At 74.2% G+C, this 22,367-nt stretch carries 17 protein-coding genes; 5 read left to right on the forward strand and 12 right to left on the reverse strand.

The window, feature by feature from the left end:
- Positions 1-64: 64 nt before the first annotated feature.
- A complete protein-coding gene (mnmA, locus tag ACFOWE_RS20955) occupies positions 65-1,141 on the reverse strand; it encodes a tRNA 2-thiouridine(34) synthase MnmA (protein ID WP_377290339.1) in 1,077 nt (358 codons plus the stop codon).
- Between the two features lie 59 nt (positions 1,142-1,200).
- Between mnmA and ACFOWE_RS20960 the strand changes: the two genes are divergently transcribed.
- Positions 1,201-2,247, forward strand: coding sequence for a DUF695 domain-containing protein (locus ACFOWE_RS20960; RefSeq protein ID WP_377290340.1), 1,047 nt, complete (start codon positions 1,201-1,203; stop codon positions 2,245-2,247).
- Between the two features lie 285 nt (positions 2,248-2,532).
- Complete coding sequence (locus tag ACFOWE_RS20965; RefSeq protein WP_377290342.1) at positions 2,533-3,642, forward strand: SAM-dependent methyltransferase; 1,110 nt, start codon at positions 2,533-2,535, stop codon at positions 3,640-3,642.
- Positions 3,643-3,690: 48 nt separating this feature from the next.
- Here the strand turns inward: ACFOWE_RS20965 and ACFOWE_RS20970 are convergent, their stop codons facing one another.
- On the reverse strand, positions 3,691-4,860 hold the full coding sequence (locus tag ACFOWE_RS20970; protein ID WP_377290344.1) for a cysteine desulfurase family protein: 1,170 nt from the start codon (positions 4,858-4,860) through the stop codon (positions 3,691-3,693).
- 109 nt (positions 4,861-4,969) lie between these two features.
- Here ACFOWE_RS20970 and ACFOWE_RS20975 point away from each other — a divergent pair, with 109 nt between their 5' ends.
- Both ACFOWE_RS20975 and ACFOWE_RS20980 read left to right on the forward strand, forming a co-directional pair.
- Positions 4,970-5,476: a TetR/AcrR family transcriptional regulator gene (locus ACFOWE_RS20975; protein WP_377290346.1), complete on the forward strand. Its 507-nt coding sequence runs from the start codon at positions 4,970-4,972 to the stop codon at positions 5,474-5,476.
- 191 nt (positions 5,477-5,667) lie between these two features.
- The gene (locus tag ACFOWE_RS20980; RefSeq protein ID WP_377290348.1) at positions 5,668-6,864 is read left to right on the forward strand and encodes an MFS transporter; all 1,197 of its coding nucleotides are present in this window, start codon (positions 5,668-5,670) and stop codon (positions 6,862-6,864) included.
- A 90-nt stretch (positions 6,865-6,954) separates the two neighbouring features.
- Here the strand turns inward: ACFOWE_RS20980 and ACFOWE_RS20985 are convergent, their stop codons facing one another.
- From ACFOWE_RS20985 to ACFOWE_RS21030, 10 genes are all read right to left on the reverse strand, one after another.
- Positions 6,955-7,908 (reverse strand): electron transfer flavoprotein subunit alpha/FixB family protein, encoded by a 954-nt coding sequence (locus ACFOWE_RS20985; protein ID WP_377290350.1) that lies wholly within the window; start codon positions 7,906-7,908, stop codon positions 6,955-6,957.
- A gap of 20 nt (positions 7,909-7,928) precedes the next feature.
- Positions 7,929-8,708, reverse strand: coding sequence for an electron transfer flavoprotein subunit beta/FixA family protein (locus tag ACFOWE_RS20990; RefSeq protein ID WP_377290352.1), 780 nt, complete (start codon positions 8,706-8,708; stop codon positions 7,929-7,931).
- 332 nt (positions 8,709-9,040) lie between these two features.
- Positions 9,041-10,426 carry a serine/threonine-protein kinase gene (locus tag ACFOWE_RS20995; RefSeq protein WP_377290354.1) on the reverse strand — a complete coding sequence of 462 codons (1,386 nt, stop codon included), beginning with the start codon at positions 10,424-10,426 and terminating at the stop codon, positions 9,041-9,043.
- Between the two features lie 233 nt (positions 10,427-10,659).
- Positions 10,660-12,714 carry a serine/threonine-protein kinase gene (locus ACFOWE_RS21000; protein ID WP_377290356.1) on the reverse strand — a complete coding sequence of 685 codons (2,055 nt, stop codon included), beginning with the start codon at positions 12,712-12,714 and terminating at the stop codon, positions 10,660-10,662.
- Positions 12,711-15,002, reverse strand: coding sequence for a serine/threonine-protein kinase (locus tag ACFOWE_RS21005; RefSeq protein WP_377290358.1), 2,292 nt, complete (start codon positions 15,000-15,002; stop codon positions 12,711-12,713). The genes ACFOWE_RS21000 and ACFOWE_RS21005 overlap by 4 nt, the downstream gene beginning before the upstream one ends.
- 350 nt (positions 15,003-15,352) lie before the next feature.
- Positions 15,353-16,195 (reverse strand): M55 family metallopeptidase, encoded by an 843-nt coding sequence (locus ACFOWE_RS21010; protein WP_377290360.1) that lies wholly within the window; start codon positions 16,193-16,195, stop codon positions 15,353-15,355.
- Between the two features lie 197 nt (positions 16,196-16,392).
- A complete protein-coding gene (locus tag ACFOWE_RS21015; RefSeq protein WP_377290362.1) occupies positions 16,393-17,166 on the reverse strand; it encodes an enoyl-CoA hydratase/isomerase family protein in 774 nt (257 codons plus the stop codon).
- Positions 17,167-17,328: 162 nt separating this feature from the next.
- Positions 17,329-18,438, reverse strand: a complete 1,110-nt coding sequence (locus tag ACFOWE_RS21020; RefSeq protein WP_377290364.1) for a glycosyltransferase family 4 protein — start codon at positions 18,436-18,438, stop codon at positions 17,329-17,331.
- A gap of 96 nt (positions 18,439-18,534) precedes the next feature.
- The gene (locus ACFOWE_RS21025) at positions 18,535-20,655 is read right to left on the reverse strand and encodes an amylo-alpha-1,6-glucosidase (RefSeq protein WP_377290366.1); all 2,121 of its coding nucleotides are present in this window, start codon (positions 20,653-20,655) and stop codon (positions 18,535-18,537) included.
- Between the two features lie 140 nt (positions 20,656-20,795).
- Complete coding sequence (locus ACFOWE_RS21030; protein ID WP_377290368.1) at positions 20,796-21,695, reverse strand: glycoside hydrolase family 16 protein; 900 nt, start codon at positions 21,693-21,695, stop codon at positions 20,796-20,798.
- 201 nt (positions 21,696-21,896) lie between these two features.
- Here ACFOWE_RS21030 and ACFOWE_RS21035 point away from each other — a divergent pair, with 201 nt between their 5' ends.
- Positions 21,897-22,286, forward strand: coding sequence for a DUF1622 domain-containing protein (locus ACFOWE_RS21035; RefSeq protein ID WP_377290370.1), 390 nt, complete (start codon positions 21,897-21,899; stop codon positions 22,284-22,286).
- Positions 22,287-22,367: the final 81 nt, after the last annotated feature.

A 22,367-nucleotide genomic window follows, 5' to 3' on the forward strand; every position in this document is an offset into this window, starting at 1 on the left:
ATCCCGGGCGGGCCGTCCGGCTGTCGCGAGGAGCGGTCTCCGCTCCTCCCCTGGCCTGCGGGGGTCAGACGGCGGAGGCGATGGTGGCGGAGCCGATCACGGCGTCGCCCAGGTAGAGCACCGCGGCCTGGCCCGCCGCCACCCCGGTGGCGGGGGCGTCCAGCACGATGCCGACCTCGGAGCCGTCATCGGAGACCCGGGCGCGGCAGCCGTACACCTCGCCGTGGGCGCGGAGCTGCACCGTGCAGTCCAGCGGCTCGCGGGGCGCGTCCACCGGGCCGTTCCAGACCGGCCGGACGGCGGTGATGGAGGTGACCTCCAGCGACGAGCGCGGGCCGACCCGGACCGTGTTGGAGACCGGCTCGATCGAGAGCACGTAGCGCGGCCTGCCGTCGGGGGTCGGGCGGTCGATGCGCAGTCCCCTGCGCTGGCCGACCGTGAAGCCGTAGGCGCCCTCGTGCGTGCCGACGACCTGCCCGGACTCGTCCACGATCGGGCCCTCGGCGCTGCCGAGGCGGCCGGCGAGGAAGCCCCGGGTGTCGCCGTCGGCGATGAAGCAGATGTCGTGGCTGTCGGGCTTGTCGGCCACGGTGAGCCCGCGGCGCGCGGCCTCCGCGCGGACCTCCGCCTTGGTGGAGTCGCCGAGCGGGAACATCGCGTGGCCGAGCTGCTCGCGGGTGAGCACGCCGAGCACGTAGGACTGGTCCTTGCCCTCGTCGGGGCTGCGGTGCAGCACGCCGTCGACGAGCCGGGCGTGGTGGCCGGTGGCCACGGCGTCGAAGCCCAGCGCCAGCGCCCGGTCGAGCACCGCCTCGAATTTGATCTTCTCGTTGCAGCGCAGGCAGGGGTTGGGCGTGCGGCCGGCGGCGTACTCGCTGACGAAGTCCTCGACCACGTCCCGGTGGAACCGCTCGGCCATGTCCCAGATGTAGAAGGGGATGCCGATCACGTCGGCGGCCCGGCGGGCGTCCCGTGAGTCCTCGATCGTGCAGCAGCCGCGGGCGCCGGTCCGGTAGGACTGCGGGTTGGCCGACAGTGCCAGATGCACGCCGGTGACCTCGTGGCCCGCCTCGGCGATGCGGGCGGCGGCCACGGCGGAGTCGACGCCGCCGGACATGGCGGCAAGCACACGGAGAGCCATAACTCTTGAAGCCTACCTGCGTTGGCAGACGCACCGTCGTACTGGGAGAATCCGGAGCCATGCGACTGTTCGGGCGCAAGAGCGAATCCGGCGACGAACCCGCCGACGGCACGGCCGAGTTCTGGTCGTGGTGGGCCGGGGCGAGACCGGAGCTGGACGCGATGGTCGCCGCTGGGCAGGCCGACCGGCTGGCCGAGTGGATCGCTCCCGCGGTGCAGGTGATCCACCCCTCCCTCGCCTGGGAGATCATCCCCGGGCGCGCCGCCGACCAGGCCCTGGTGGTCACCGCCGCGGGAGATCCCGAACTGCGCCCCCTGGCTCACCGCTGGGCGGCCGCCGCGCCGCCCGCCGACGCGCTGTGGGAGTTCCACCCGTCCAGGCAGCCCAACCCGCACGCCCTGGACCTGGTGATCGGCGTGGGAGGTCACGAGTTCGGGCTGGACAAGCTCGTGCTCGGCCTGCGGGCCCCGTACGGCAAGCCCCGCCTCGACGTGACCGCCCACCATCCGATCTTCGGTCTCCTCGACTCCGACAGCAGGACCGAGGCGACGCTGCTCGCCCTCGACTGGCTGCTGGGCGAGGACGACGTGGCCCGCTGGATCGGCGACATCTCCGCCTCCCAGGTGCCGCCCATCGACGCCGTGCCCGCCGTCCACCTGCCCAGTGTGGTCGCCGACCTGGCCTCCGACTTCCGCCACGAGCAGTGGGCGCTGCTGGAGGGCGAGACCGCCGGCGGCGCCCGGCTGATCGCCACCGCCCGCTACCCCCTCCGGCCGGTCGACCACCCGCTCTTCGACCAGCACATCGCGATCACCCTGCCCTACCAGCACCGCGACGCCGACGGCCTGCCCGTCGGGCCGTCGCTGGAGGCGCTGCGCGACTTCGAGGAGCGCCTCGCCCGGCGGATCAGCCGGCTGAACGGCAGCGCCGTGCTCGCCGTGCACACCAGCGCCGAGGGCCAGCGGGTGCTGCACGTCTACGCCGACCCGGCGGGGGACGCGGCGATCCACGCCAAAGAGCTCGTGGTGAGCTGGGAGGAAGGACGTCCCCGGGTGGACGTCACCGGCGACCCCGGCTGGATCGCCGTCTCCCCGTTCCTGAGCTGACGCCTCGGGCCGTCCCCGTACGGCGCGCGGTTCCGTGCCGGGCCGGGTCCGGCGTTCCCGTGCCGGGCCGGGTCCGTGGGCGCGGGTCCCGCGTTCCCGCGGTGGGCCGGTCGCCGTGGGCGGGTCCGGCACGGGACCGCGGGATCCGGCCGGAACAGCGCGGTGAGGGACCCGGACAGGACCGCACGCCGTACCACGCCGCCTTCTGGGGTTCCGCCTTCTTTCCTGCAGCCCGCTCCGGGAATCCTGACGGCATGCCGTTCCCCTCACCAGGAAGGACACGTCATGACCACCCCGCACACCACCGCCTCCCCGCAGGCCGGGGCCGACCGCGGCGCCCTGCTCGCCGAGCGGCTGTTCGACAGCGCCGTCGGCGCCCTGGAGCTCTTCTCGGTCTACCTCGGCACCGAGCTGGGCCTCTACCGGGCCCTGGAACGGAACGGCCCGCTGACCCCGGCCGAGCTGGCCGAGCACGCCGGGATCGCCCCGCGCTACGCCCGCGAGTGGCTGGAGCAGCAGGCGGTCGCCGGCCTGCTGGAGGCGGACGGCGGCCGGGACGCCGGAGAGCGCCGCTACCGCCTCGACCCCGCGCACGCCCGGGTGCTGCTGCACGCCGACGACCCCGCGCACGTCGCGCCGTTCGCGCACCTGCTCGCCGGGATCGGCGGCGTGCTCCCCCTGGTCGCCGGGGCCTACCGCACCGGCGAGGGCGTGCCCTACGGGGCGTACGGCCAGGCTTTCCGGCACGGCCAGGGCCGCATCAACCGGCCGGCCTTCACCCACGAGCTGCCCGCCGCCTGGCTGGCCGCCCTGCCCGACGTGGTCGCGCGGCTGAGGGCGGCCCCGCGCCCGCGCATCGCCGATGTGGGCTGCGGCCAGGGCTGGTCCACCCTCGCGGTCGCTCGCGCCTTCCCGAACGCCGAGGTGGAGGGCATCGACCTCGACGAGGCCTCGATCGCCGAGGCGCGCGAACAGGCCGAGCGGGCCGGTCTCGCCGACCGGATCCGCCTGACGCGCGCGGACGCGGCGTCGATGGCCGGCTCCGGCCCCTACGACCTGGTGCTGATCCTGGAGGCGCTGCACGACTTCCCGCGGCCGGTGGAGGCGCTGCGGGCCGTCCGCGCCGCCCTGGCTCCCGGCGGTGCGGTGCTGGTCGCCGACGAGCGGGTGGCCGACCGGTTCACCGCGCCCGGCGACAAGGTGGAGCGGATGATGTACGGCTGGAGCGTCACGCACTGCCTGCCCACCCAGCTGGTCGAGCAGCCGTCGGCGGCCACCGGCACCGTGCTGCGCGCCGACGTCCTCCGCGCCTACGCGGCCGAGGCGGGTTTCCGGCGGTGCGCCGTGCTCCCGGTCGACAACGACTTCCTCCGTCTCTACCGGCTCGACGGCTGACGGTCCGCCGGCCGTGCCCGGCGCGATCCCCCCGGTGGGACCCGGGGATCAGGACAGGCCGGCGCGGCGGGCGCGCTCCACGACCGAGCCGATCACCTCGGCGACGCGGTCGACGTCCTCCTCGGTCGAGGTGTGGCCGAGGGAGAAGCGCAGCGAGCCCCGGGCCCGGACGCCGTCGGCGCCCATGGCGAGCAGCACGTGGGAGGGCTGGGCGACCCCGGCCGAGCAGGCGGAGCCGGTGGAGCACTCCACGCCCTTGGCGTCCAGGAGCATGAGCAGCGCGTCGCCCTCGCAGCCGGGGAAGGAGAAGTGCGCGTTGCCGGGGAGGCGGTTCACCGGATCCCCGTTGAGGATCACGTCGGGCACGGCCTGCCGTACCCGGCGGACGAGGTCGTCGCGGAGTGCGGTCAGCCGGGCCGCCAGCTCGGCCTGCCGGGTGACCGCGGCCCGCACGGCCGCCGCCAGGCCGGCGATCGCCGGGGCGTCGAGCGTGCCCGAGCGCACGTCGCGCTCCTGCCCGCCTCCGTGCAGCACCGGGACCGGGTCGACGCCGCGGGCCAGCAGCAGGGCTCCGACGCCCATCGGGCCGCCGACCTTGTGCCCGGAGAGCGTCAGCGCGTCCACACCGGACTCCGAGAAGACCACCGGGAGCTGGCCGACGGCCTGGACCGCGTCCGTGTGGAAGGGGATGCCGTGGTCGCGGGCGATGCCGGCGAGCACGCGGACCGGCTGGACGGTGCCGACCTCGTTGTTGGCCCACATCACGCTCACCAGGGCGACGCTGTCCGGGTCGCGTTCGACGGCCTCGCGGAGGGCCTGGGGGTGCACCCGGCCGAACTCGTCGACGTCGAGCAACTCGACGGTGGCGTCCTGGTGGTCGGCCAGCCAGTGGGCGGGGTCGAGGGCGGCGTGGTGCTCGACCGCGCTGACCAGGACGCGGGTCGCGCCCTTGGCCCGGCGGGCCCAGTAGAGGCCCTTGATCGCCAGGTTGTCGGCCTCCGTGCCGCCCGAGGTGAACACGACCTCGCTGGGGCGGGCGCCGAGCGCGTCGGCGATGGACTCTCGCGACTCCTCCACCACCCGGCGGACCCGCCGGCCCGCCGCGTGCAGGGAGGAGGCGTTGCCGACGTCGCCGAGCCGGGCGGTCATCGCCTCGATCGCCTCGGGGAGCATCGGCGTGGTCGCCGCGTGATCGAGATAGGCGGTCTTGACGGCCATGCTCCCCCTCCGCGCCTCGTTGTGCAGCCTTCCAAGGGTATCCGCGCCCAGGAGAGGCACCGTCCCCGGCGTTTGCTACTGAACCGTCCGGACGGTACAGTTCCCGACCATGAGACGAGACGAGCTCCTGGACGCGGCGGAGGATCTGCTCTCCGACCAGGGCTCCTCGGCACTCACCCTGTCGGCCGTCGCCGAGCGCGCCGGATGCAGCAAGGGCGGCCTGCTCTACCACTTCGCCACCAAAGAAGCCCTGATCAAGGGCATGGTCGAGCGACTGATCGGCGAGTTCGACGAGCTCGTCGCCGCCCAGGGCCACGACGGTTACACCAGGAACTACCTGGACGCCACGCTCGCCGCCGTGCGGAGCGGCAGACTGCGCCGCTGGGCGGTGGTCACCGGAGCCTCCGGCAGCCCCTACCTGCTGGCCCCGCTGCGCGAGGCGATGGCCCGCTGGCATCGCGAGGGCCTGGAGTCCGAGCCCGACCCGGTGGCCGCGCGGATCGTACGGCTGGCCTGTGAGGGGATCTGGGACGTGGCCAGCCACGACCCGGACCTCTACGACGAGCGGCACTACGACGAGCTGAGGCAGCGCCTGCTGGACCTGCTGCCCGGCTAGCCGCCGCGGCCCCGCGCCTCCTCTCCCCCCACATCTGCCCCCGCTCCGGGGCCCTCCCGCGCCCGCGGGACCCCGCCGCACGTCCGCGACCTCCAGGCCGCCCCCGCACGGGGCCGGTCCGGCGCGGCGCGCCCGGCGGGCCTCATCGCACGACCTCCGCGAACATGACCTGCACAGAAGGGAACGTTGTAATGACCCGCGACCTGAGGAGGGCCCGCAACGGGGCAATCCTCACTTTCGTACTCGGTGGACTGCTGTGCGGATCGATGACCGTGCGCCTGCCCGCCCTCTCCGACAAGCTCGGCCTGTCCGAGTCCTCGGTCGGCCTCACGCTGCTGGTGTGGGGACTGGGCGCGCTGGTGACCATGCAGTCCATGCGCCGGGTGATGACGCGCTTCGGCAGCCGGAGCGTCCTGCGGGTCGGCGCCCCCCTCTGCGCCGCCACCCTGGCCCTGGTGGCGTTCGCGCCCGCCTTCCCGGCGCTGCTGGTCGCGGCCGGACTGTTCGGGCTGGCCTTCGGCGCGCTGGACGTCGCGATGAACGCGCAGGGCTCGACGGTCGAGCGCGCCCACGGCCGCCCGCTGATGAACGGCATGCACGCCGGCTGGTGCGTGGGCGCGATGGGCGCCGGCGTGGTCGGCGCCGCGGCCATCGCGGCCGGGCTGCCGGTCACGGTCCACCTGGCCCTCGTCGCCCTGGCCGCGCTTCCCGCGCTGGTGCTCGTCAGCCGCTCCTACCTGCCCGACCCCGCCCCCGAGGCGGCGGCCTCCCGGGCCGGGACCCGCCAGAAGCTGCCCCCGGTGGTGTACCTGCTCGGCGTGATCGCGTTCTGCGCGTTCATGGTCGAGGGCACGATCGCCGACTGGAACGGCCTGTACCTGCGCGGCACGCTCGGCGCCCCGGAGGCCCTCGCCGCGCTCGGCTACCCGGTCTTCCAGGCGGGCATGCTGCTCGCCCGTCTCGCCGGCGACCGGGTGCGGACCCGGTTCGGCGCCCGGAGCATGATCGCCTTCTCGGGCCTGGGCACCGCCGTCAGCTTCGCCGTGGTCATCACCGTCCCCTGGGCGCCGCTCGCCGTGGCGGTCATGTTCTTCGTGGGTGTCTCGGTGGCGACGGTCTCGCCGGTGGCCATGTCCATGGCGGGCGACGCCACCCGCAACCCCGGCCCGGCGATCGCCCAGACGGGCGCGATGGGCTACACCGGCCTGCTGCTCGGCCCGGTGGTCATCGGCTTCCTGTCCGACCTGATCTCGCTGCGGGCCGCCCTCGGCGCCGCCGTCGTGCTCGGCCTGGCGATCGCCCTGGCCGCCCGGTTCCTGCCCCGGTACGGCACGGCCGCCCCGGCCCCGGCGCGGGCCCCCGAGCCCGGGCTCACCCTGGCGGTCTGACCCGCCCCCGGCGCCCCCGGACATGGAGGAGGGGCGGGAGCATGATGCTCCCGCCCCTCCTCGCGGTTCTCCGTACGGGTCCGCCGGCGCCTACTTGCGCTTGGCGATCTCCTCGGTCAGCTGCGGGACGACCTGGTTGAGGTCGCCCACGACACCGAAGTCGGCGATCTCGAAGATCGGCGCCTCGGGGTCCTTGTTGATCACGACGATCGTCTTGGCGGTCTGCATGCCGGCCCGGTGCTGGATGGCGCCGGAGATGCCGGCCGCGATGTAGAGCTGCGGCGAGACGGTCTTACCCGTCTGGCCGACCTGGAACTGGTGCGGGTACCAGCCGGCGTCGGTGGCGGCGCGGGAGGCGCCGACGGCCGCGCCGAGCGAGTCGGCCAGCTTCTCGACGATCGAGAAGTTCTCGGCCGAGCCCACGCCCCGGCCACCGGAGACCACGATCGCGGCCTCGGTGAGCTCCGGACGGGCGCCCTTCTCCTCCTTGACCCGCTCCACGACCTTGGCGGTCCTGGAGGCGTCGGAGACGGCCACGGAGACCTGCTCCTCGGCGCCCGCGGCCGCGGCGGCCTCGACCGGGACCGCGTTCGGGCGGACCGCGATGATCGGGGTGCCCTTGGTCACGCGGGAGCGGACGTTGACGCCGCCGCCGAAGATGGACTGGTCGGCGACCGCGCCGTCCTCGAGGCCGACCACGTCGGTCAGCACGCCGGAGTCGGTCCGTACGGCGAGCCGGCCGGCGATCTCCTTGGCCTCGGCCGTCGCGGCGACGAGCACCGCGGCCGGGGAGGCCGAGGAGACGAGCTGCTGGAGCAGGTCGACCTTCGGCGCGACGACGTAGTCGGTGATGTCGGCGGCGTCGGCGACGTAGATCTTCTCGGCGCCGTGCTCGGCCAGCTTGGCCTTGGCGTCGGCGGAGTAGCCGGGCCCGGCCCAGACCGCCGACGGGGTGCCCAGCTTGCGGGCGAGCGTCAGCAGCTCCAGCGTGACCTTCTTGATCTGGCCTTCGACGTGCTCGACGAGAACGAGAACTTCGGACATGTCAGTTATTCCTCCCGTCCTCAGATGAACTTCTTCGACGCGAGGAACTCGGCGGCCTTCACGCCGCCGTCGCCCTCGTCCTTGACGACCGTGCCGGCAGCGCGCGCCGGGGCGGCGGCGAAGTCGACGACCTCGCTCCAGGAGTTGGCCAGGCCCACCTGGGAGGCGTCGATCTCGGCGTCGGCGAGGCCGAGCTTCTCGACCGGCTTCTTCTTGGCGGCCATGATGCCCTTGAAGGACGGGTAGCGCGGCTCGTTGATCTTCTCGACCACGGAGACGACCGCGGGCAGCGAGGCCTCGACCTTGTCGTAGCCGTAGTCGGTGACGCGCTCGATCGCGATGGACTCGTTGCCGATCTCGACCTTCCTGGCGAAGGTGAGCTGCGGCACGCCCAGGCGCTCGGCCAGCATGGCGGCGAGCACGCCGGTGCGGGCGTCGGTGGACTCGGAGCCGAGCACGACCAGGTCGAACCCGATCTTCTTCAGCGCCTGCGCCAGGGCGTAGGAGGTGCCCAGGGCGTCCGAGCCGTGCAGGCCGTCGTCGACCAGGTGGACGGCCTTGTCGGCGCCCATGGCCAGAGCCTTGCGGATGGTGTCGCTGGCCTTGTCGGGACCCATGGTGAGGACGGTCACCTCACCGCCGTGGGCCTCCTTCAGCTTCAGCGCCTCCTCGACCGCGTATTCGTCGAGCTCATTGATGACGCCGTCGGCGGCGTCGCGGTCGAGCGTCTTGTCATCGGACCGCAGCTTGCGCTCGGTCGCCGTGTCGGGGACCTGCTTCACGCAGACGACGATGTTCATGGCCGGTGGCCGACCTCCCGTGTTCGCGTGCGCCACCGCGTCGCCGCGGCTGACGCCGGATGCTCGGTACGCACACGCGGGGCACGTGCACGTGGATGCCAAGACTGCCAGGTGCGCCCGAGGGCGTGTGACAGCGGGTGGCCCGGCCGGGCGCATGCCCGTCCTGGTCCCCCGCCCTCATGTTACCCATCGGTAGCTTAGGCGCAAACCGCCACCCCGCACGGCTTTCGCCGCCCGATCGGCCTCCTACCCGGCGAGTCATCACCTCCACCATACAGAACGATGTTCCAGTGCTTGCGACGGGTGCTCACCGGTCGCGCATGAGATGGGTCTCAGCTGCTCAGGACGATGACGACCAGCACCAGGACGACCGTGCCCAGGGCCAGCGCGAGGGTGAGCGGACTGAAGAGGGCGCCCAGCAGGGCGCAGAGCCCGACGGCCCCGGCGGCGCAGCCCAGGTCGAGGACCGCGCGGGCGCGGTTCCGCCGGGCGAAGAGGGCGACTCCCCCGTCGACGAGCATGGCCACCCCGTAGGCGGTCAGCAGCAGCAGCGCCACCTCCGGCAGCGGGCTGCGGGCCGTCGCGGCCGCCAGCGCCACCAGCAGGCCGGTCCCGACGACCCAGCGCCGGTGGAGCACCGCCCGGCGGCGCTCGCGGGCCTCCGGCGGGAAGACCGCCGAGCGGATGCGCCGGCCCGGACGCCACTCCCGGGTGTCCAGGCCCTGCAGCCCGGCCGCCGGGACGGGCGGGCCCTGCGGTGGCGCCGCGATCTCCGAGACGGCCGTCTCGGGGGCTCCCGTCTCCGCCGCCCGGGCGGGCGGGGGAGCCCGCCGGGGGGCCGGCTCCGCCCGGGGCCGGGCCTCCGGCCGGGAGCGCGGCTCCGCCGGTCGCGGCGCGGAGTCCACCGGACCGGCGGCCGGACCGGTGTCCAGGGCGTCGATCCGGAGCGGGAGCAGGGCCGCGGGCGGCCGGGCCGCCGGGTCGCGCGCCAGGCACTCGCGCAGCAGCGGCTCCAGCCAGGGCGGCACGTCGTCCAGATCGGGGTCGTGGTGGACGACCCGGTAGCCGACCGCCGAGGCCGGGCCCGTGCCGTACGGATGGCGGCCTGTCGCCGCGTAGGCCAGCGTGGCCGCGAACGAGAAGACGTCGGCCTCCGGTCCCGTCACCCCGCCCTCGAGGATCTCCGGCGCCAGGTAGCCGGGGGTGCCGAGGACCGCCCCGGAGACGGTGACCGCGGCGGAGTCGACCATGCACGCGATGCCGAAGTCGATCACCACCGGCTCGTTGCCCTCGATGATGACGTTGGCGGGTTTCAGGTCGCGGTGGACCACCCCCGCGGCGTGGATCGCGGCCAGGGCCTCGGCCAGGCCGCGGGCCAGCCGACCCAGGTCGTCCCCGGTGACCGGGCCGTCGGCGGCGACCACCGTGTTCAGCGGACGGCCCTGGACGTAGCGGGTGGCCACGTAGGGACGCCCACCGTCCAGCGAGGCGCCGAGGAACTCGGCGACGTACGGGCTGCGCACCCGGCGCATGGCCTCGACCTCGCGGGCCAGCCGGGTCAGCGCCGTGCCGTCGGCGGTCAGGTGCGGGTGCAGGACCTTGACCGCCACCGTGCGCCCCTCGGGATCCAGCGCGAGGTGGACCTCTCCGAAGCCTCCCGCCCCCAGCGGCGAGAGCAGGCGGTAGGGACCGCAGTGCTCACCGTCCGGCGCTCCCATGGTCCTCCTCACGGGGGGAACTGCCGGATCCGCCCGGCAGCGGAATCGCTCGATGTCCCCTTCATGCTTCCCCACCGGCCGCCGGAACGCACGGGGTCGCGGCAAAAAGCACCCGCCGGGCGCGGGGCGCGGGCCGTACGGCTCCGCGGGCCGCGCCCGGCGGGACGACCGGGGACGGGGGGACGCGGGGGACGGGGGGACGACCGGGGAACATCGCCTCCCGGGCGGTACGGTCACTTCCAGAAGGACAGGAACCCCAGGCCGACGCTCTTGAGCAGGTCGTCCACCAGGCCCCCGATGAGGTCCATCGTGCCCATCACGCTCTCGTTCGCCTGGGCCTTCCACTCCTCGGTGAGCTCCTTGACCGCGATGGACGGCGGCCGCCACGGCTCGAAGGAGGGCGCCATGCCCAGCGCGGCCATCACCGCGAAGAAGGCGAGCGTGCCCAGGACGATCGTGGTCACCATGGCGGCGCCGGGGCTGCGGATCACGCTGGTCAGCGTGCGGGCCACGGCCTTGCGCGGCTTGCCTCCGCCGGGCAGCACGAACAGCCCGGCCACGAAGGCGCCCGCCGCGTAGGCGGCGGCCGGGTCGGTCTCCACCTGACCGATGAAGCGGAGCCCGCCCCACACGCACATGCCGAACATCGCGGCCAGCGGCGCGGTGATCGCCGTCGCCGCGACGGCCTTGACCAGCGCCCACGGCGTGCCGACCACGGCGATCAACGCGTCGGAGGCGCTGTTGCCCCGCACCGAGCGCCGCTCGGCGAGGTCGCCGAAGAGGTACTCGCCCACCCGGAGGCAGACCACGACGACCAGCGCGACCGCACTCGCGATGACCGGCAGCAGGCAGGCCAGCGCGACCGCGATCACCAGCAGCAGCGCCGCGGCCAGCGGGTGGCCCGTCCGGTACGGCGGGCGGTCCTGCCGCTGCGGGGCGGGCGGGGGCGGGCTGCGCCGGGGCGGGGCCGCCGGGGCCTGCCGCTGGGGCTGGGCGGCGGGCGGCGGCGCGTACGGCACGGCCGGGCCGGCAGGCCGCGGCGCGGGGTAGCCGGCGACCCGCTGGTCCGGATAGGGCGGCGGCGGAGTGCGCCGCTGCGCGGGCGGGGCGGGGACGTACGGGGGCGGCGGGGCCGCGCCGGGCCCCCCGGTGGGGCGGCCCGGCTCGTCGCGGGCCTCGCGGGCCCTGCGGTCGCGCCGTTCCGGCCTGGCGTACTCCACCGGCGTCAGGATGTCGGAGAACGTCTCGTCCTGGGGCAGGACCCGGGTCCCGTCCGCGGCCGGAGGCGGAGGCGGGACCGGGTCGCCGGCCCTGGTGGCGTCCACGGGCGGGACCGCGTCGATCACCCTCGTGCCGTCCCCGGACGGGGGCGGGGGCGGAACCGCGTCGATCACCTTGGTGCCGTCCGGCGGGACCGGATCGATGACCTTCGTGCCGCCGTCGAGCACGGCGGTGGGCGGCGGCTCCTCGTGGAACGACGTCACCGACGGGTCGAGGGAGCGCGCCATCCGGTACAGCTCCTGCGCGCTCGGCCGGGCGGCGGGATCGACGTCCAGCGCCCGCCGCAGCCAGCCGCGCAGCCAGGCGGGGGCCAGGTCGAGGTTGGCCCGGCCCTCCATGATGTTGAAGCAGACGACCTCGAAGCTGCCCGTGCCGAACGGCGGCTTGCCGACCGCGGCGAAGAAGACCGTGGAGGCCAGCGCGTGCACGTCGGCGGCCTGGGTGATCTCCGAGTCCCGGATGATCTCCGGGGCGAGGTAGCCGGGCGTGCCGACGAACATGCCCGTCTGGGTGAGCCGGGTGGCGTTCACCAGGTGCGCGATGCCGAAGTCGATGACCAGCGGCTCGCCGTCGACGATCATCACGTTGGCCGGTTTGAGGTCGCGGTGGACGACGTCGGCGGCGTGCACGGCCACCAGCGCGGCGCACATGCCCCTGGCCAGCCGGACGACCTGCTCGGCCGGGAGCGGGCCGTCCGTCAGGACGGTCTCCTCCAGCGTCCGGCCGGGCGCGAACCGGGTCACGATGTACGGCTGCGCCCCGCTCAGCCGGGCGTCCAGCACGTCGGCGACGTACGGGCTGCGCACCCGCCGCATGGTCTCCACCTCGCGGGTGAGCCGGTCGCGCGCCTTGAGGTCGGCGGCCACGTGCGGGTGCAGGACCTTGACCGCCACCTCGCGCCCGTCCTCGTCGAGGCCGAGGTGGACGGCCCCCATGCCGCCCTCGCCGATCTTCCTGAGCAGCCGGTACGGCCCCAGCCGTTCGGGCGCCTGCGTGTCCCCCGTCATCGCGCGGCCCTCTTTCTCAGCCCGTTCAGTTCGTCCATCACCGTCCCGACGTCCGCGGGCGCCCACTCCGCCCGCCGCGCGCCGTCCCCCACGGTCCCGGTCGCGAGATAGACCATCAGCGCGGCCACCGCGCCCAGCGCCGCGGCCGTGGCCACGGCCGCGTTCCTGGACGGCAGCAGTGATGCCAGCGTACGCCGCATCTGGCGGCCGGGGCCCTCGACTCCCGGACCCGCGCAGATCGTCACCAGGGCGACCGCCGCGCCCCAGCTGAGCGCGTTGGCCGTGGGCATGCCGTCGACCAGCACGGCCAGCAGCAGCGTCACCGGCAGGCCGAGGATGAGCCCGTACGGCACGAGCGCGAGCGTGACGCCGGCCGACTTCGCCAGCGCGCCCGGCTGCCCGAGCACCCGGACCACGTCCGCGGCCGCCTCGCGGACCGGGCGGCGGGCGTTCAGCCACGGCTGGGCGAGGTCGGCGGCGCGCAGCATGACCACGGCCGGGATCACCACGATCGCCGTGACGACCGGCAGCATGACCGCGCAGACCGCCATGACCACCAGCAGCAGCGTGCTCGCCACCCCGTACGCCGGGGAGCGCTGCAGCGTGTAGGCCTGCTCCTGGGCCTGCGGCCCGGGGTGGGAGGGGCCGGGGGGCGGTTGCCGGAGCGTCGGTGCGGGCGTGTACGGGTAGGGCGCGGACGGCTGCCGGACGTGCGGCGTCTCGAAGGAGGCGGGAGCCTGCTCGAACGAGGCGTGCGGCGCGTACGGCTGCTGCTGCGGCCGCTGGTAGGGGTGCGGGTCCTGGCGGCCGGACGGCGCGCCCTGCTGTCCCGCCCGGTGGAAGGGCTGCGGGGAAGGCCGCTGGTGGGGCTGCGGGGCCTGCGGCCGGTGCGGCTGCGCCGGTGTGGAGCCGCGCAGGTACTCCGGCAGGTCCTGCGGGCGGACCCGCTGGGTCGGGATGTCGCCGTCCTCGATCGGGGCGGTGGCGGGACCGCCCGCCGTACCGGCCCCCTGCGGGCCCGTCGTGCCCGGCCGGCCCGTCCCGGCCTGCCCGGTGCGGTCGCGGGCGACCCTGCCGGTGGGGATGTCCTCGGGGTCGAGCGCCCCGGTCGGCAGCTCGTGCGAGGCCTGCGGGGACGGCGGAGCGGCCGGGGACGACGGCGGGAACGGCGCGGGCCCGGCGGCCTGGCGCATCTCCTCCGGTGTCACCCTGCGGGTCGGCCACGGGTCGGGCCGGTCCTCGCCGAGCAGCGAGGAGTAGTCGCCCGGACGGCCCGCCGGGGGCCACGGCGCGGCCGGGGCGGAGCCCGTCGGCCGCGACGCCACCGGGGTCGGCACCTCCCCCGGGTCCGGCGGGAGCAGCGAGCCCGTGGCGGGGCCCGGGCCGGCGGGCGCCGCCGGGGAGCCGTGCCCGCCCGTGCCCCCGGGGACGGGCTCGTCGAAGTGCGGGACGGTGGTGACCTCGTCGGGGACGCGGGGGCGGCCCCGCTCGCCCGTCCGGGCCAGCAGGCGCGCCGTCATGGCGGCCAGCTCGGCCGCCGGGGGCCGCCGGGCCGGGTCGCGGGCCAGCGCCGCGCGCAGCACCGGCTGGAGCTCCGGCGGGGCGCCGTCCACGTTCGCCTTGCCGGCGGTGATGTTGTAGAAGATCATCTCCAGCGTGCCCTTGCCGAAGGGCGGCTGGCCGGTGGCCGCATAGACCAGGGTGCCCGCCCAGGCGTGCACGTCCACCTCCGGCCCCGCCTCGTGCCCCTCGATGATCTCGGGGGCGAGGTAGCCGGGCGTGCCGATGAACATGCCCGTCTGGGTGAGCCGGGTGGCGTCCACGGCCTGCGCGATGCCGAAGTCGATGAGGACGGGGTCACCGTCCAGGATGAGCACGTTGCCCGGCTTGAGGTCGCGGTGGATCACTCCGACGGAGTGCACGGCGGCCAGCGCCGCGGCGACCCCGTGGGCGACCTTGAGCAGCCCGGGCAGGTCGAGGGGGCCGTCCTCCTTGACGACGTCGTCCAGCGAGCGCCCGGGGACGTATCTGGTGACGATGTAGGGACGGTGGCCGGTCACGTCGGCGTCGATGACCTCGGCGATGTAGTCGCTGCGCACCCGCCGCATGGTCTCGACCTCGCGCGAGAGCCGGCGGCGCGCGACGTCGTCGCCCGCCACCTCCGCGCGCAGGACCTTCACCGCGACCTGGCGGCCCTGAGGGCCGACGGCGAGGTGCACCACGCCCATGCCGCCCTCACCGAGCCGCCTCAGCAGCCGGTACGGGCCCAGTCGATCGTCCTGATTCATGGCATGAAGCACCATACCGGCTTAAACCCCGCCTACGAGATGAACCAACAGGCCACATTCCCCAGTTGAACAACGTCTGGCACGCCCCAACGGTTTCCCAAGCAAGGGTAAGGCGCAATCTCATTTCGGCGTCAGTTCGCCAGGTGCGCCCTCCAGCAGCCGTCGCCGGGATCCGTCCCGGCGGGCATCACGATCGCGTTGACCGCCCGGGCGAACGGCCTCACGCTGATCCACGCCGACCAGGATTTCGCCGCCGTCGCCAAGGTCCGCCCGGACATCGCGATGATCAGAGTCGACGCTCCCTAGGTGTCCGCGAGGACACGCCCACGCGGATCGACGACCTGGCCGCCTCAGCCGTAGATCCCGCTGCCGCAGGCGACCTGGCCCCCGACCATGGCGAAGACGCCGAACAGGGCCATGATCTGGCCGAAGTCACCGGTGGTGAACGCGGTGGAGCGGGGACCCGTCGCCCGCACCCCGGGGATGGCCGCGCAGCCGGCCGCGATGGCGGTGGAGTTCCACTCCACCTCCAGCGTGTAGGGCGGCTCGACCACGTACGGCCGGAAGTCGCCCAGGCGGCCGAGCGCGCGGGCCGCGGCCTCCCGGATGCGGGCCTGCGCCACGACCGGCGGCAGGAGCTCGGCGGCGAACCGGTCGATGCCCTTCTTCACCGCGACGGTCTCGACGTCGCCGAGCAGCTCCCGGGCCTCCTCGCAGACGGCCTCGTCCCCGGTCACCAGCGCCACCGGCACGCCGAGCGAGCCGGCGAAGGCCGCCACCAGGCGCGTCTCGCCGCAGATCTCGCCGTTGAGGTGGACGTTCTGGATCTCCTTGCCCATCCAGGTGTGGTTGAGCACCCCGTGCGGCACCCCGGCCCGGGCGTGGTAGCCGGCGAAGCAGGCGGCCGCGTGGGTCGCGTCGAGCCCCTGCCCCATCCGCAGCGGCTTGCCCGGCCCCCGCACCAGGGTGGCGCGCGGGTCGAGCAGGTCGATCCGGAGGTTCTTGGTCGAGCCGTGGGCGTCGTTGACGAGCACGGCCCGCGCCCCGGCGTCGAAGGCGCCCTGGACCACCGCGTTGGCGTCGCCGGTCATCAGCTCGCAGCCGCGCTCGTAGCCCCGGCCTCCGGCCTGCATCTCCTCCGGGTCGGTCAGCCCGGTGACGCCCTCCATGTCCACCGACACGTACACCTTCACGGCGGCCTCCTCCTACGGCTTCCCCGCAGATTACTCCCGGAAAAGGCGCCCGCCCGAGAGAGCGGGCGCCCCGGAGCGCGTCACCGCCCGGGCCGGCGCCGGACCACCGGCCGGGTCGGCACCCGGTTCAGCGCCGGACCACCGGCCCGGTCGGCACCCGGTTCAGCGCCCGGGCCGGCGCCGGGCCGCCGGCCGGGTCAGCGCCCGGTGAACTTCGCCTGGGTCTTCTCGGCGAACGCCCGCATCCCGATCCGGGCGTCCTCGGTGGCGAACAGCCCGGAGAACTCCAGCCGCTCGATCTCCAGGCCGGTGTCCAGGTCGGTCTCCAGCCCGTGGTCGACCGCCCGCTTGGCGGCGCGCAGGGCCACCGCCGGGCCGCCGGCGAACTTGGCGGCGTAGGCCAGGGCCTCGGTGTAGACGTCGGCGTCGGGCACGACCCGGTCGACCAGGCCGATCTGCAGCGCCTCCGCGGCCGGCACGTGCCGGCCGGTGAAGATGAGGTCCTTCGCCCTGGCCGGGCCGATGAGGCGGGGCAGGCGCTGGGTGCCGCCCGCGCCCGGGATGATGCCGAGCAGGATCTCCGGCTGGCCGAGCTTGGCGGACTCGCCCGCGATGCGGATGTCGGCGCAGAGGGCGAGCTCGCAGCCGCCGCCGAGCGCGTACCCGGTGATCGCCGCGATGACGGGCTTGCCGATCCGGGCCACCGCGGTGAAGCAGTCCTGGAGCACCCCGGAGTGCGCCGCCATCTCCGCGTAGGGCATGTCCGCCATCTCCTTGATGTCGGCGCCCGCCGCGAAGACCCGCTCGCCGCCGTAGACGACCACGGCGTACACGCCGGGGTCGGCGTCGACCTGCCGCGCGCAGTCCGCGATCTCCCGCTGGACCTGCCCGTTGAGCGCGTTCATCTTCGGGCGGTCGAGCCTGATCGTCGCGACCCCGTCGGCCGACTCGACCCGTACGAACTCACCCATCGTCGTCCTTTCGCCAGATGTACCGTCGCCCCACGATAGAGCCCGGCCCCCGCGCCGCCGGACCGGCCGTGGGCCGACCGGGGACATCCGGGGACATCCGGGGGCGTCCGGGGGCGTCCGGGGGCGCCCGGGACCGTCGCGGCGGGGGACGGCCGGGACTCCTCAGCGGACGGGCAGCGCCAGCCCGTCCGCCTCCCCGGCGAGCCCGTCCGGGGCGGCCGCCGCCCGGCGGTAGATCCTCTCGTACCCCTCGGCCATCACCTCGACGTCGAACCGGCTGCGCACCCGGGCCCGGCAGTCCCGCGGATCGAGCGCGCCGACCGCCTCGACCGCCTCGGCGAGCTCCTCCGGCCGGCTCCGCACGAACCCGGTCAGGCCGTCCACGACCACCTCGGGCACCGCTCCCCGGCCGAGGGCGACCACGGGGGTGCCGCAGGCCATCGCCTCGATCATCACCATCCCGAACGGCTCCTCCCACTGGATCGGGAAGAGCAGGCAGCGGGCGGCGGCCAGCAGCTCGCGCTTGCGGGCGGCGTCGGCCTCCCCGATGTACAGGGCGTCGGGGCCGAGCCTGGGCCTGACCTTGTGGTCGAAGTACTCCTGCTCCCCCGGTTCGGTGATCCGCCCGGCGAGCAGGATCCGCCGGCCGGCGGCGCGGGCCGCGTCGACGGCCAGGTGCGCCCCCTTGTCCTGGTTGAACCGGCCCAGCCACAGGACCCAGTCCTCCTTGTGCTCGCGGAAGGGGAACGAGCCGGTCTCGACGGCGTTGTGGACCACGCCCGCCCAGTTCAGGTCGGGGGCGATCCGCCGCTGGGCCTCGGAGATGGCGACCATGGACACGCTCGTGCCCAGGGCCCGGTAGTACCCGCCGAACTCGCCGTCCACCTCGTGGTGGCAGGTGACCACGGTCGGGACGGGCCGCGCCCCGGCGGTCAGCGGCCCGGCCAGTGAGTGGTCGTGCACGACGTCGGCGTCGATCCCCGCGATCATGTCGTACGCCCTGGCCGCGTGCAGCACCTCGGGCAGCGCCTGGCCGATCCGCTCGGAGGGCGGCGAGGTGTAGGTGCGCAGGAAGCGCGCGGGCGTGTCCGACCGGCCCGCCCCCACCAGGGTGACCTCGTGCCCGCGCCGGGACAGCCCCGTGATGAGCTCGGCCAGCACCGACTCGATTCCTCCGTAGCCGCGGGGCGGGACCTCGTACCAGGGCGGCGCGACCATCACGATGCGCAGTTCGTCGCGCCACCCCTGGAGATCATCCGTTGCGGAAACCATGCGAACCTCACCTACGGCCACCCGGCCCTCGAGAACATATGGACATCTGACACATCTGCCCGGGGAGAGCGGCGGGGGGCGTCCGCTCGGGACGACTCAGTGGATCTGCGCCAGGACGGCGGTCAGCGGAGGACGCGGCTCGTCGAGCACGGTGACGCCCTCCGGCAGCCCGGTGACCGAGGTCTCGCCGCCGTCGACGTCGATCGTGACCCGCGTGCCCGCCAGCTGGAGCCCCGAGATCTTCATGCTCGTCAGGCCCACGGGGGCCATCCACACCTTGTTCTGCGGCACGCACGGGTCGAGGCGGAGCAGGCTGCGCATCAGCTGGATGGGGGCGGCCGAGGCCCACGCCTGCGGGGCGCAGGAGGTGGGGAAGGGCACCGGCTGGGGGAACTCCTCCCGGTCGAACCCGCAGAACAGCTCCGGCAGCCGCCAGCTGAAGGCCTTGGCCGCGTCCAGCATGCCGAACGCGACCCGCCGGGCCTCCTCCTCGAAGCCGTAGCGCATCAGGCCCGCCGTGACCAGCGCGCTGTCGTGCGGCCAGACCGAGCCGTTGTGGTAGCTCATCGGGTTGTAGGCGCCCATGCTCGAGGCCAGGGTGCGGATGCCGTACCCGGTGAACATCGCCGGCGACATCAGGTGCTCGGCGACGGAGGCCGCCCTGCCGGAGTCGATGATGCCGGTCCACAGGCAGTGGCCCATGTTGGAGCCGAGCCCGTCGATGGGGCGCCCCGCGCGGTCCAGGCCCATCGCGTAGTAGCCCCTGTCCTCCAGCCAGAACCTCTCGTTGAAGGCGTCCCGCAGCCGCATCGCGCGCTCCGTCCACTGCTCCTGGAGCACCGGGTCGCCGGCCTCCCTGGCGAAGTGGGCGCGCGCGATGAAGGCCGCGTAGACGTAGCCCTGCACCTCGGCCAGGGCGATGGGCGGGCGGGCCAGGGTGCCGTCGGCGAAGTTGACGCCGTCGAAGGAGTCCTTCCACCCCTGGTTGAGCAGGCCGTGGTCGGTCTTGCGCCGGTAGTACAGGAACGGGTCGGCCGACCTGGTGATCCAGTCGAGGGCGGCGTCGGCGTGCGGCAGGAGCTCCTCGACCGCCTCGTCGTACAGGCCCCACCGGCGCAGCTCGCCCAGGACCATCACGAACAGCGCGGAGGAGTCGACCGAGCCGAAGTAGGCGTGGCCCTCCTGCGGGGTGACGCCGTCCTTCGCCCCGAATCGGAGCTCGTGCATGATCTTGCCTGGCTCCTCCTCGGAGAGCGGGTCCTCCTGCCTGCCCTGCAGCCGGGCCAGCCGGCGCAGGGTGCCCAGGGCCAGCGACTGGTCCATCGGGAGCGCCATCCACGAGGTCAGCAGCGAGTCGCGGCCGAACAGCGTCATGAACCACGGCGCGCCCGCGGCGATCGACGGCGGCTCGCCGGGCTTGTCCGGCTCGAAGAGCCGGAGCGAGCCGAGGTCCTCCCGCGACTGGTGCAATACCTGGGCGACGGACCGGTTGGAGGTCGTGACGACGGGGGTGAGCCGCTCCCAGTCGGCGCGCCGCCGTACGGGCTCGGCGTGCTCCAGGGGGTGGTGGGTGGAGAACCAGGCGGGCGTCTCCTCGCCGTCCACGATCGGGTTGACCTGGATGGTGACGGTCCAGTCGCCGCGGGCGGGGACGATGACCTTGAAGTGGAGCAGGCCCGGGGCGGCGGCCGGCATGGGGTTGGTCATGATCCTGACCCCGCGCCCCCGGCCGGCGGACACCACCAGCAGGCCCGAGATGTCGGAGGTCATCTCCACGTCGGCCACGTGCATGATCCGCCCGGTCTTGACCTCGAACAGGTCGGCCAGGTCGGAGCCGACGTGCAGGCTGACCGTGCACCCGGACGCCTCGTCGGACATGTTGCGCAGGGTCAGGTCCTCGCGGAGGCCGCCGCCGACGTAGCGGTCCCTGATCACCAGCATGGTGCTCTCCGCCTGCCCGGGCCTGGGCCCGGTCCGGCCGAGGAACGTCGCGTGGTACGGCTCGGCGTTGATCGTCCGCAGGGACTCGATCGGGGCCTCCTCCACCTTCAGCTCCAGGCGCGACACCAGCCGGGTGTCGGCGTGGTACATCCCCTGGGCCCCGCCCGGCGTGATGTCGCCGTTGCAGTTGGAGACGCAGAAGGAGCCGCCCTCGACCAGGGTCACCGTGGTGCCGCCCAGCGCCCCCGGCTGGCCCTCGAAGGTCCATGCGTTCACTGTTCTCTCCGCGGTGTGGAAGATTCCCCGTTCCCTGATCCTTTCCCCTTCCACCCCGAAAGGCACAACAAAAGCGCATTTCAGAGGCATTGCAGAGACTTTGCCGGAAAACTAGCGAATCTCCCGCCTTGTCCCTCGGCTCACCGTCTCTCCTGCCCGGCCGGCCGGTAGCCCCGCACGTAGTCGACGGTGAACCGCTTGGGATAGGGGTGCTCCGGCGCCGGCGGCGTGTCCCGCTCCGGCGCCCGCGGGAACTCGTAGATGTTGAGCATCAGCTGCATCGGATAGCGCGGCGACTGGCGGACCGTCCGCACGTGCCGGCCGTCGACGAGGAAGGAGACCCGCTCGGGCGTCCACTCGGCGGCGTAGACGTGGAACTCCCGCGCGTCGATCGGCAGGCTCTCCACCGTGAAGTCATCGGTGATCTCCGGGTCGCCGAAGGGGTGCAGGCCCATGCCGACCCGCGCCGAGTCCGGTCCGACGTCCCGGCCGAAGATCTCGCAGACGCAGATCTCCGCCGACCGCTCGGGCTCGTCCTCGTAGCCGATCATCCAGAGCGCCACCATGGAGCGCGGGTCGTCGATCGCCCTGGCCCGCATCTCGACGAGGCCGTACCGCGGGGTGTAGAGCCGCACGCCGCGCTGCTCCTCGCGCACGACCGCGCCGGAGCCGCGCCCGTGCTGCCCGATCGTGCTGCCCTGCGGCCCGGAGAAGACGCCGGTCTGCAGCGACGAGACGCGCAGCGGTCCCTCCAGCTCCGGGAGCCAGGGCGGCTGGTCCTCCTCGATCAGCAGGTGCAGGCGCCCGTCCGCGAGCTCGTAGCGGGCCGCGGCGCGCTCGCGCCCGCTCCACTGCGGCAGGTAGTACGGCACCCAGCGGCTCCCGTCGAGCCGGTCCCCCTCGAAGCCGTCCTCGAACTCCAGCTCGTACCCGGCCTTCGTCACCGGGTCGAGCCCCTCCGGCCACCGCTCCGCCGTCTCCGCCACGCCGCACCCGCCCTCCCCGGCGAACTCCAGCCGCCGGCCACCATGATCCCCCACCCGCCGCCCGTACGGCAGGGCCGCAGGACACCCCGGCCGGGTGCCGGGCCGACCCGCGTCTGGAACGACCCGGAGGGCCCGCGGCTCGGCCTGATCGCGGTCGGCCGCCCCTACCGGCGCCGCGGCCTGTCCAGGGCGCTTCGGAGATCGGCAACGGTACGGCCCCTGCATGGCCACGCCCCTCTTGGGTACCGGCCGGGCATGGCGGAGGTGCTGTCCGAGGCGTTCCTGCGCGAGGCCGTCGACCTGTTCGTCCGTCTCGTGGAGGCGGCGGGCGCGGTCGTCATCTTCACCGGGGCGGCCGCGGCCTTCGTGCGCTTCCTGCTGATCGCCGTACGGCGGCGCGACGACGACTTCGTCGCCGTCCGCCTGTTCCTGGGCCGCTTCCTCGCCCTGGGCCTGGAGTTCCAGCTCGCCGGGGACGTGCTCCGCACGGCCGTCGCCCCGAGCTTCACGCAGATCGGTCAGCTGGCGGCGATCGCGGCCATCCGCACCGCGCTGAACTTCTTCCTGAGCCGGGAGATCGAGCGGGAGGGCCGCACGGTGAGGGAGGCCCGGCGCCATCCCCCGTCCGGACCCGGAGGCGACTGACCTCGCCCCCATCGCGGTGCTGCTGACCCAGTGACTCCTCCGCTCCCTGAAGGGAGCGGCTTCTCGCTAGGCCGCTTGCGC

Source organism: Planomonospora corallina (assembly GCF_042650625.1).
In the GTDB taxonomy this organism is placed as follows: domain Bacteria; phylum Actinomycetota; class Actinomycetes; order Streptosporangiales; family Streptosporangiaceae; genus Planomonospora_B; species Planomonospora_B corallina.

Coding starts and splice junctions, on each gene's coding strand:
- ACFOWE_RS20995 (WP_377290354.1), bottom strand. CDS start 10,426: ATGGGAGCGCCGGACGGTGAGCACTGCGGTCCCTACCGCCTGCTCTCG.
- ACFOWE_RS20965 (WP_377290342.1), top strand. CDS start 2,533: ATGACCACCCCGCACACCACCGCCTCCCCGCAGGCCGGGGCCGACCGC.
- ACFOWE_RS20975 (WP_377290346.1), top strand. CDS start 4,970: ATGAGACGAGACGAGCTCCTGGACGCGGCGGAGGATCTGCTCTCCGAC.
- mnmA (WP_377290339.1), bottom strand. CDS start 1,141: ATGGCTCTCCGTGTGCTTGCCGCCATGTCCGGCGGCGTCGACTCCGCC.
- ACFOWE_RS20970 (WP_377290344.1), bottom strand. CDS start 4,860: ATGGCCGTCAAGACCGCCTATCTCGATCACGCGGCGACCACGCCGATG.
- ACFOWE_RS21005 (WP_377290358.1), bottom strand. CDS start 15,002: ATGAATCAGGACGATCGACTGGGCCCGTACCGGCTGCTGAGGCGGCTC.
- ACFOWE_RS21000 (WP_377290356.1), bottom strand. CDS start 12,714: ATGACGGGGGACACGCAGGCGCCCGAACGGCTGGGGCCGTACCGGCTG.
- ACFOWE_RS21020 (WP_377290364.1), bottom strand. CDS start 18,438: ATGGTTTCCGCAACGGATGATCTCCAGGGGTGGCGCGACGAACTGCGC.
- ACFOWE_RS20990 (WP_377290352.1), bottom strand. CDS start 8,708: ATGAACATCGTCGTCTGCGTGAAGCAGGTCCCCGACACGGCGACCGAG.
- ACFOWE_RS20985 (WP_377290350.1), bottom strand. CDS start 7,908: ATGTCCGAAGTTCTCGTTCTCGTCGAGCACGTCGAAGGCCAGATCAAG.
- ACFOWE_RS21035 (WP_377290370.1), top strand. CDS start 21,897: ATGGCGGAGGTGCTGTCCGAGGCGTTCCTGCGCGAGGCCGTCGACCTG.
- ACFOWE_RS21015 (WP_377290362.1), bottom strand. CDS start 17,166: ATGGGTGAGTTCGTACGGGTCGAGTCGGCCGACGGGGTCGCGACGATC.
- ACFOWE_RS20960 (WP_377290340.1), top strand. CDS start 1,201: ATGCGACTGTTCGGGCGCAAGAGCGAATCCGGCGACGAACCCGCCGAC.
- ACFOWE_RS20980 (WP_377290348.1), top strand. CDS start 5,668: ATGACCCGCGACCTGAGGAGGGCCCGCAACGGGGCAATCCTCACTTTC.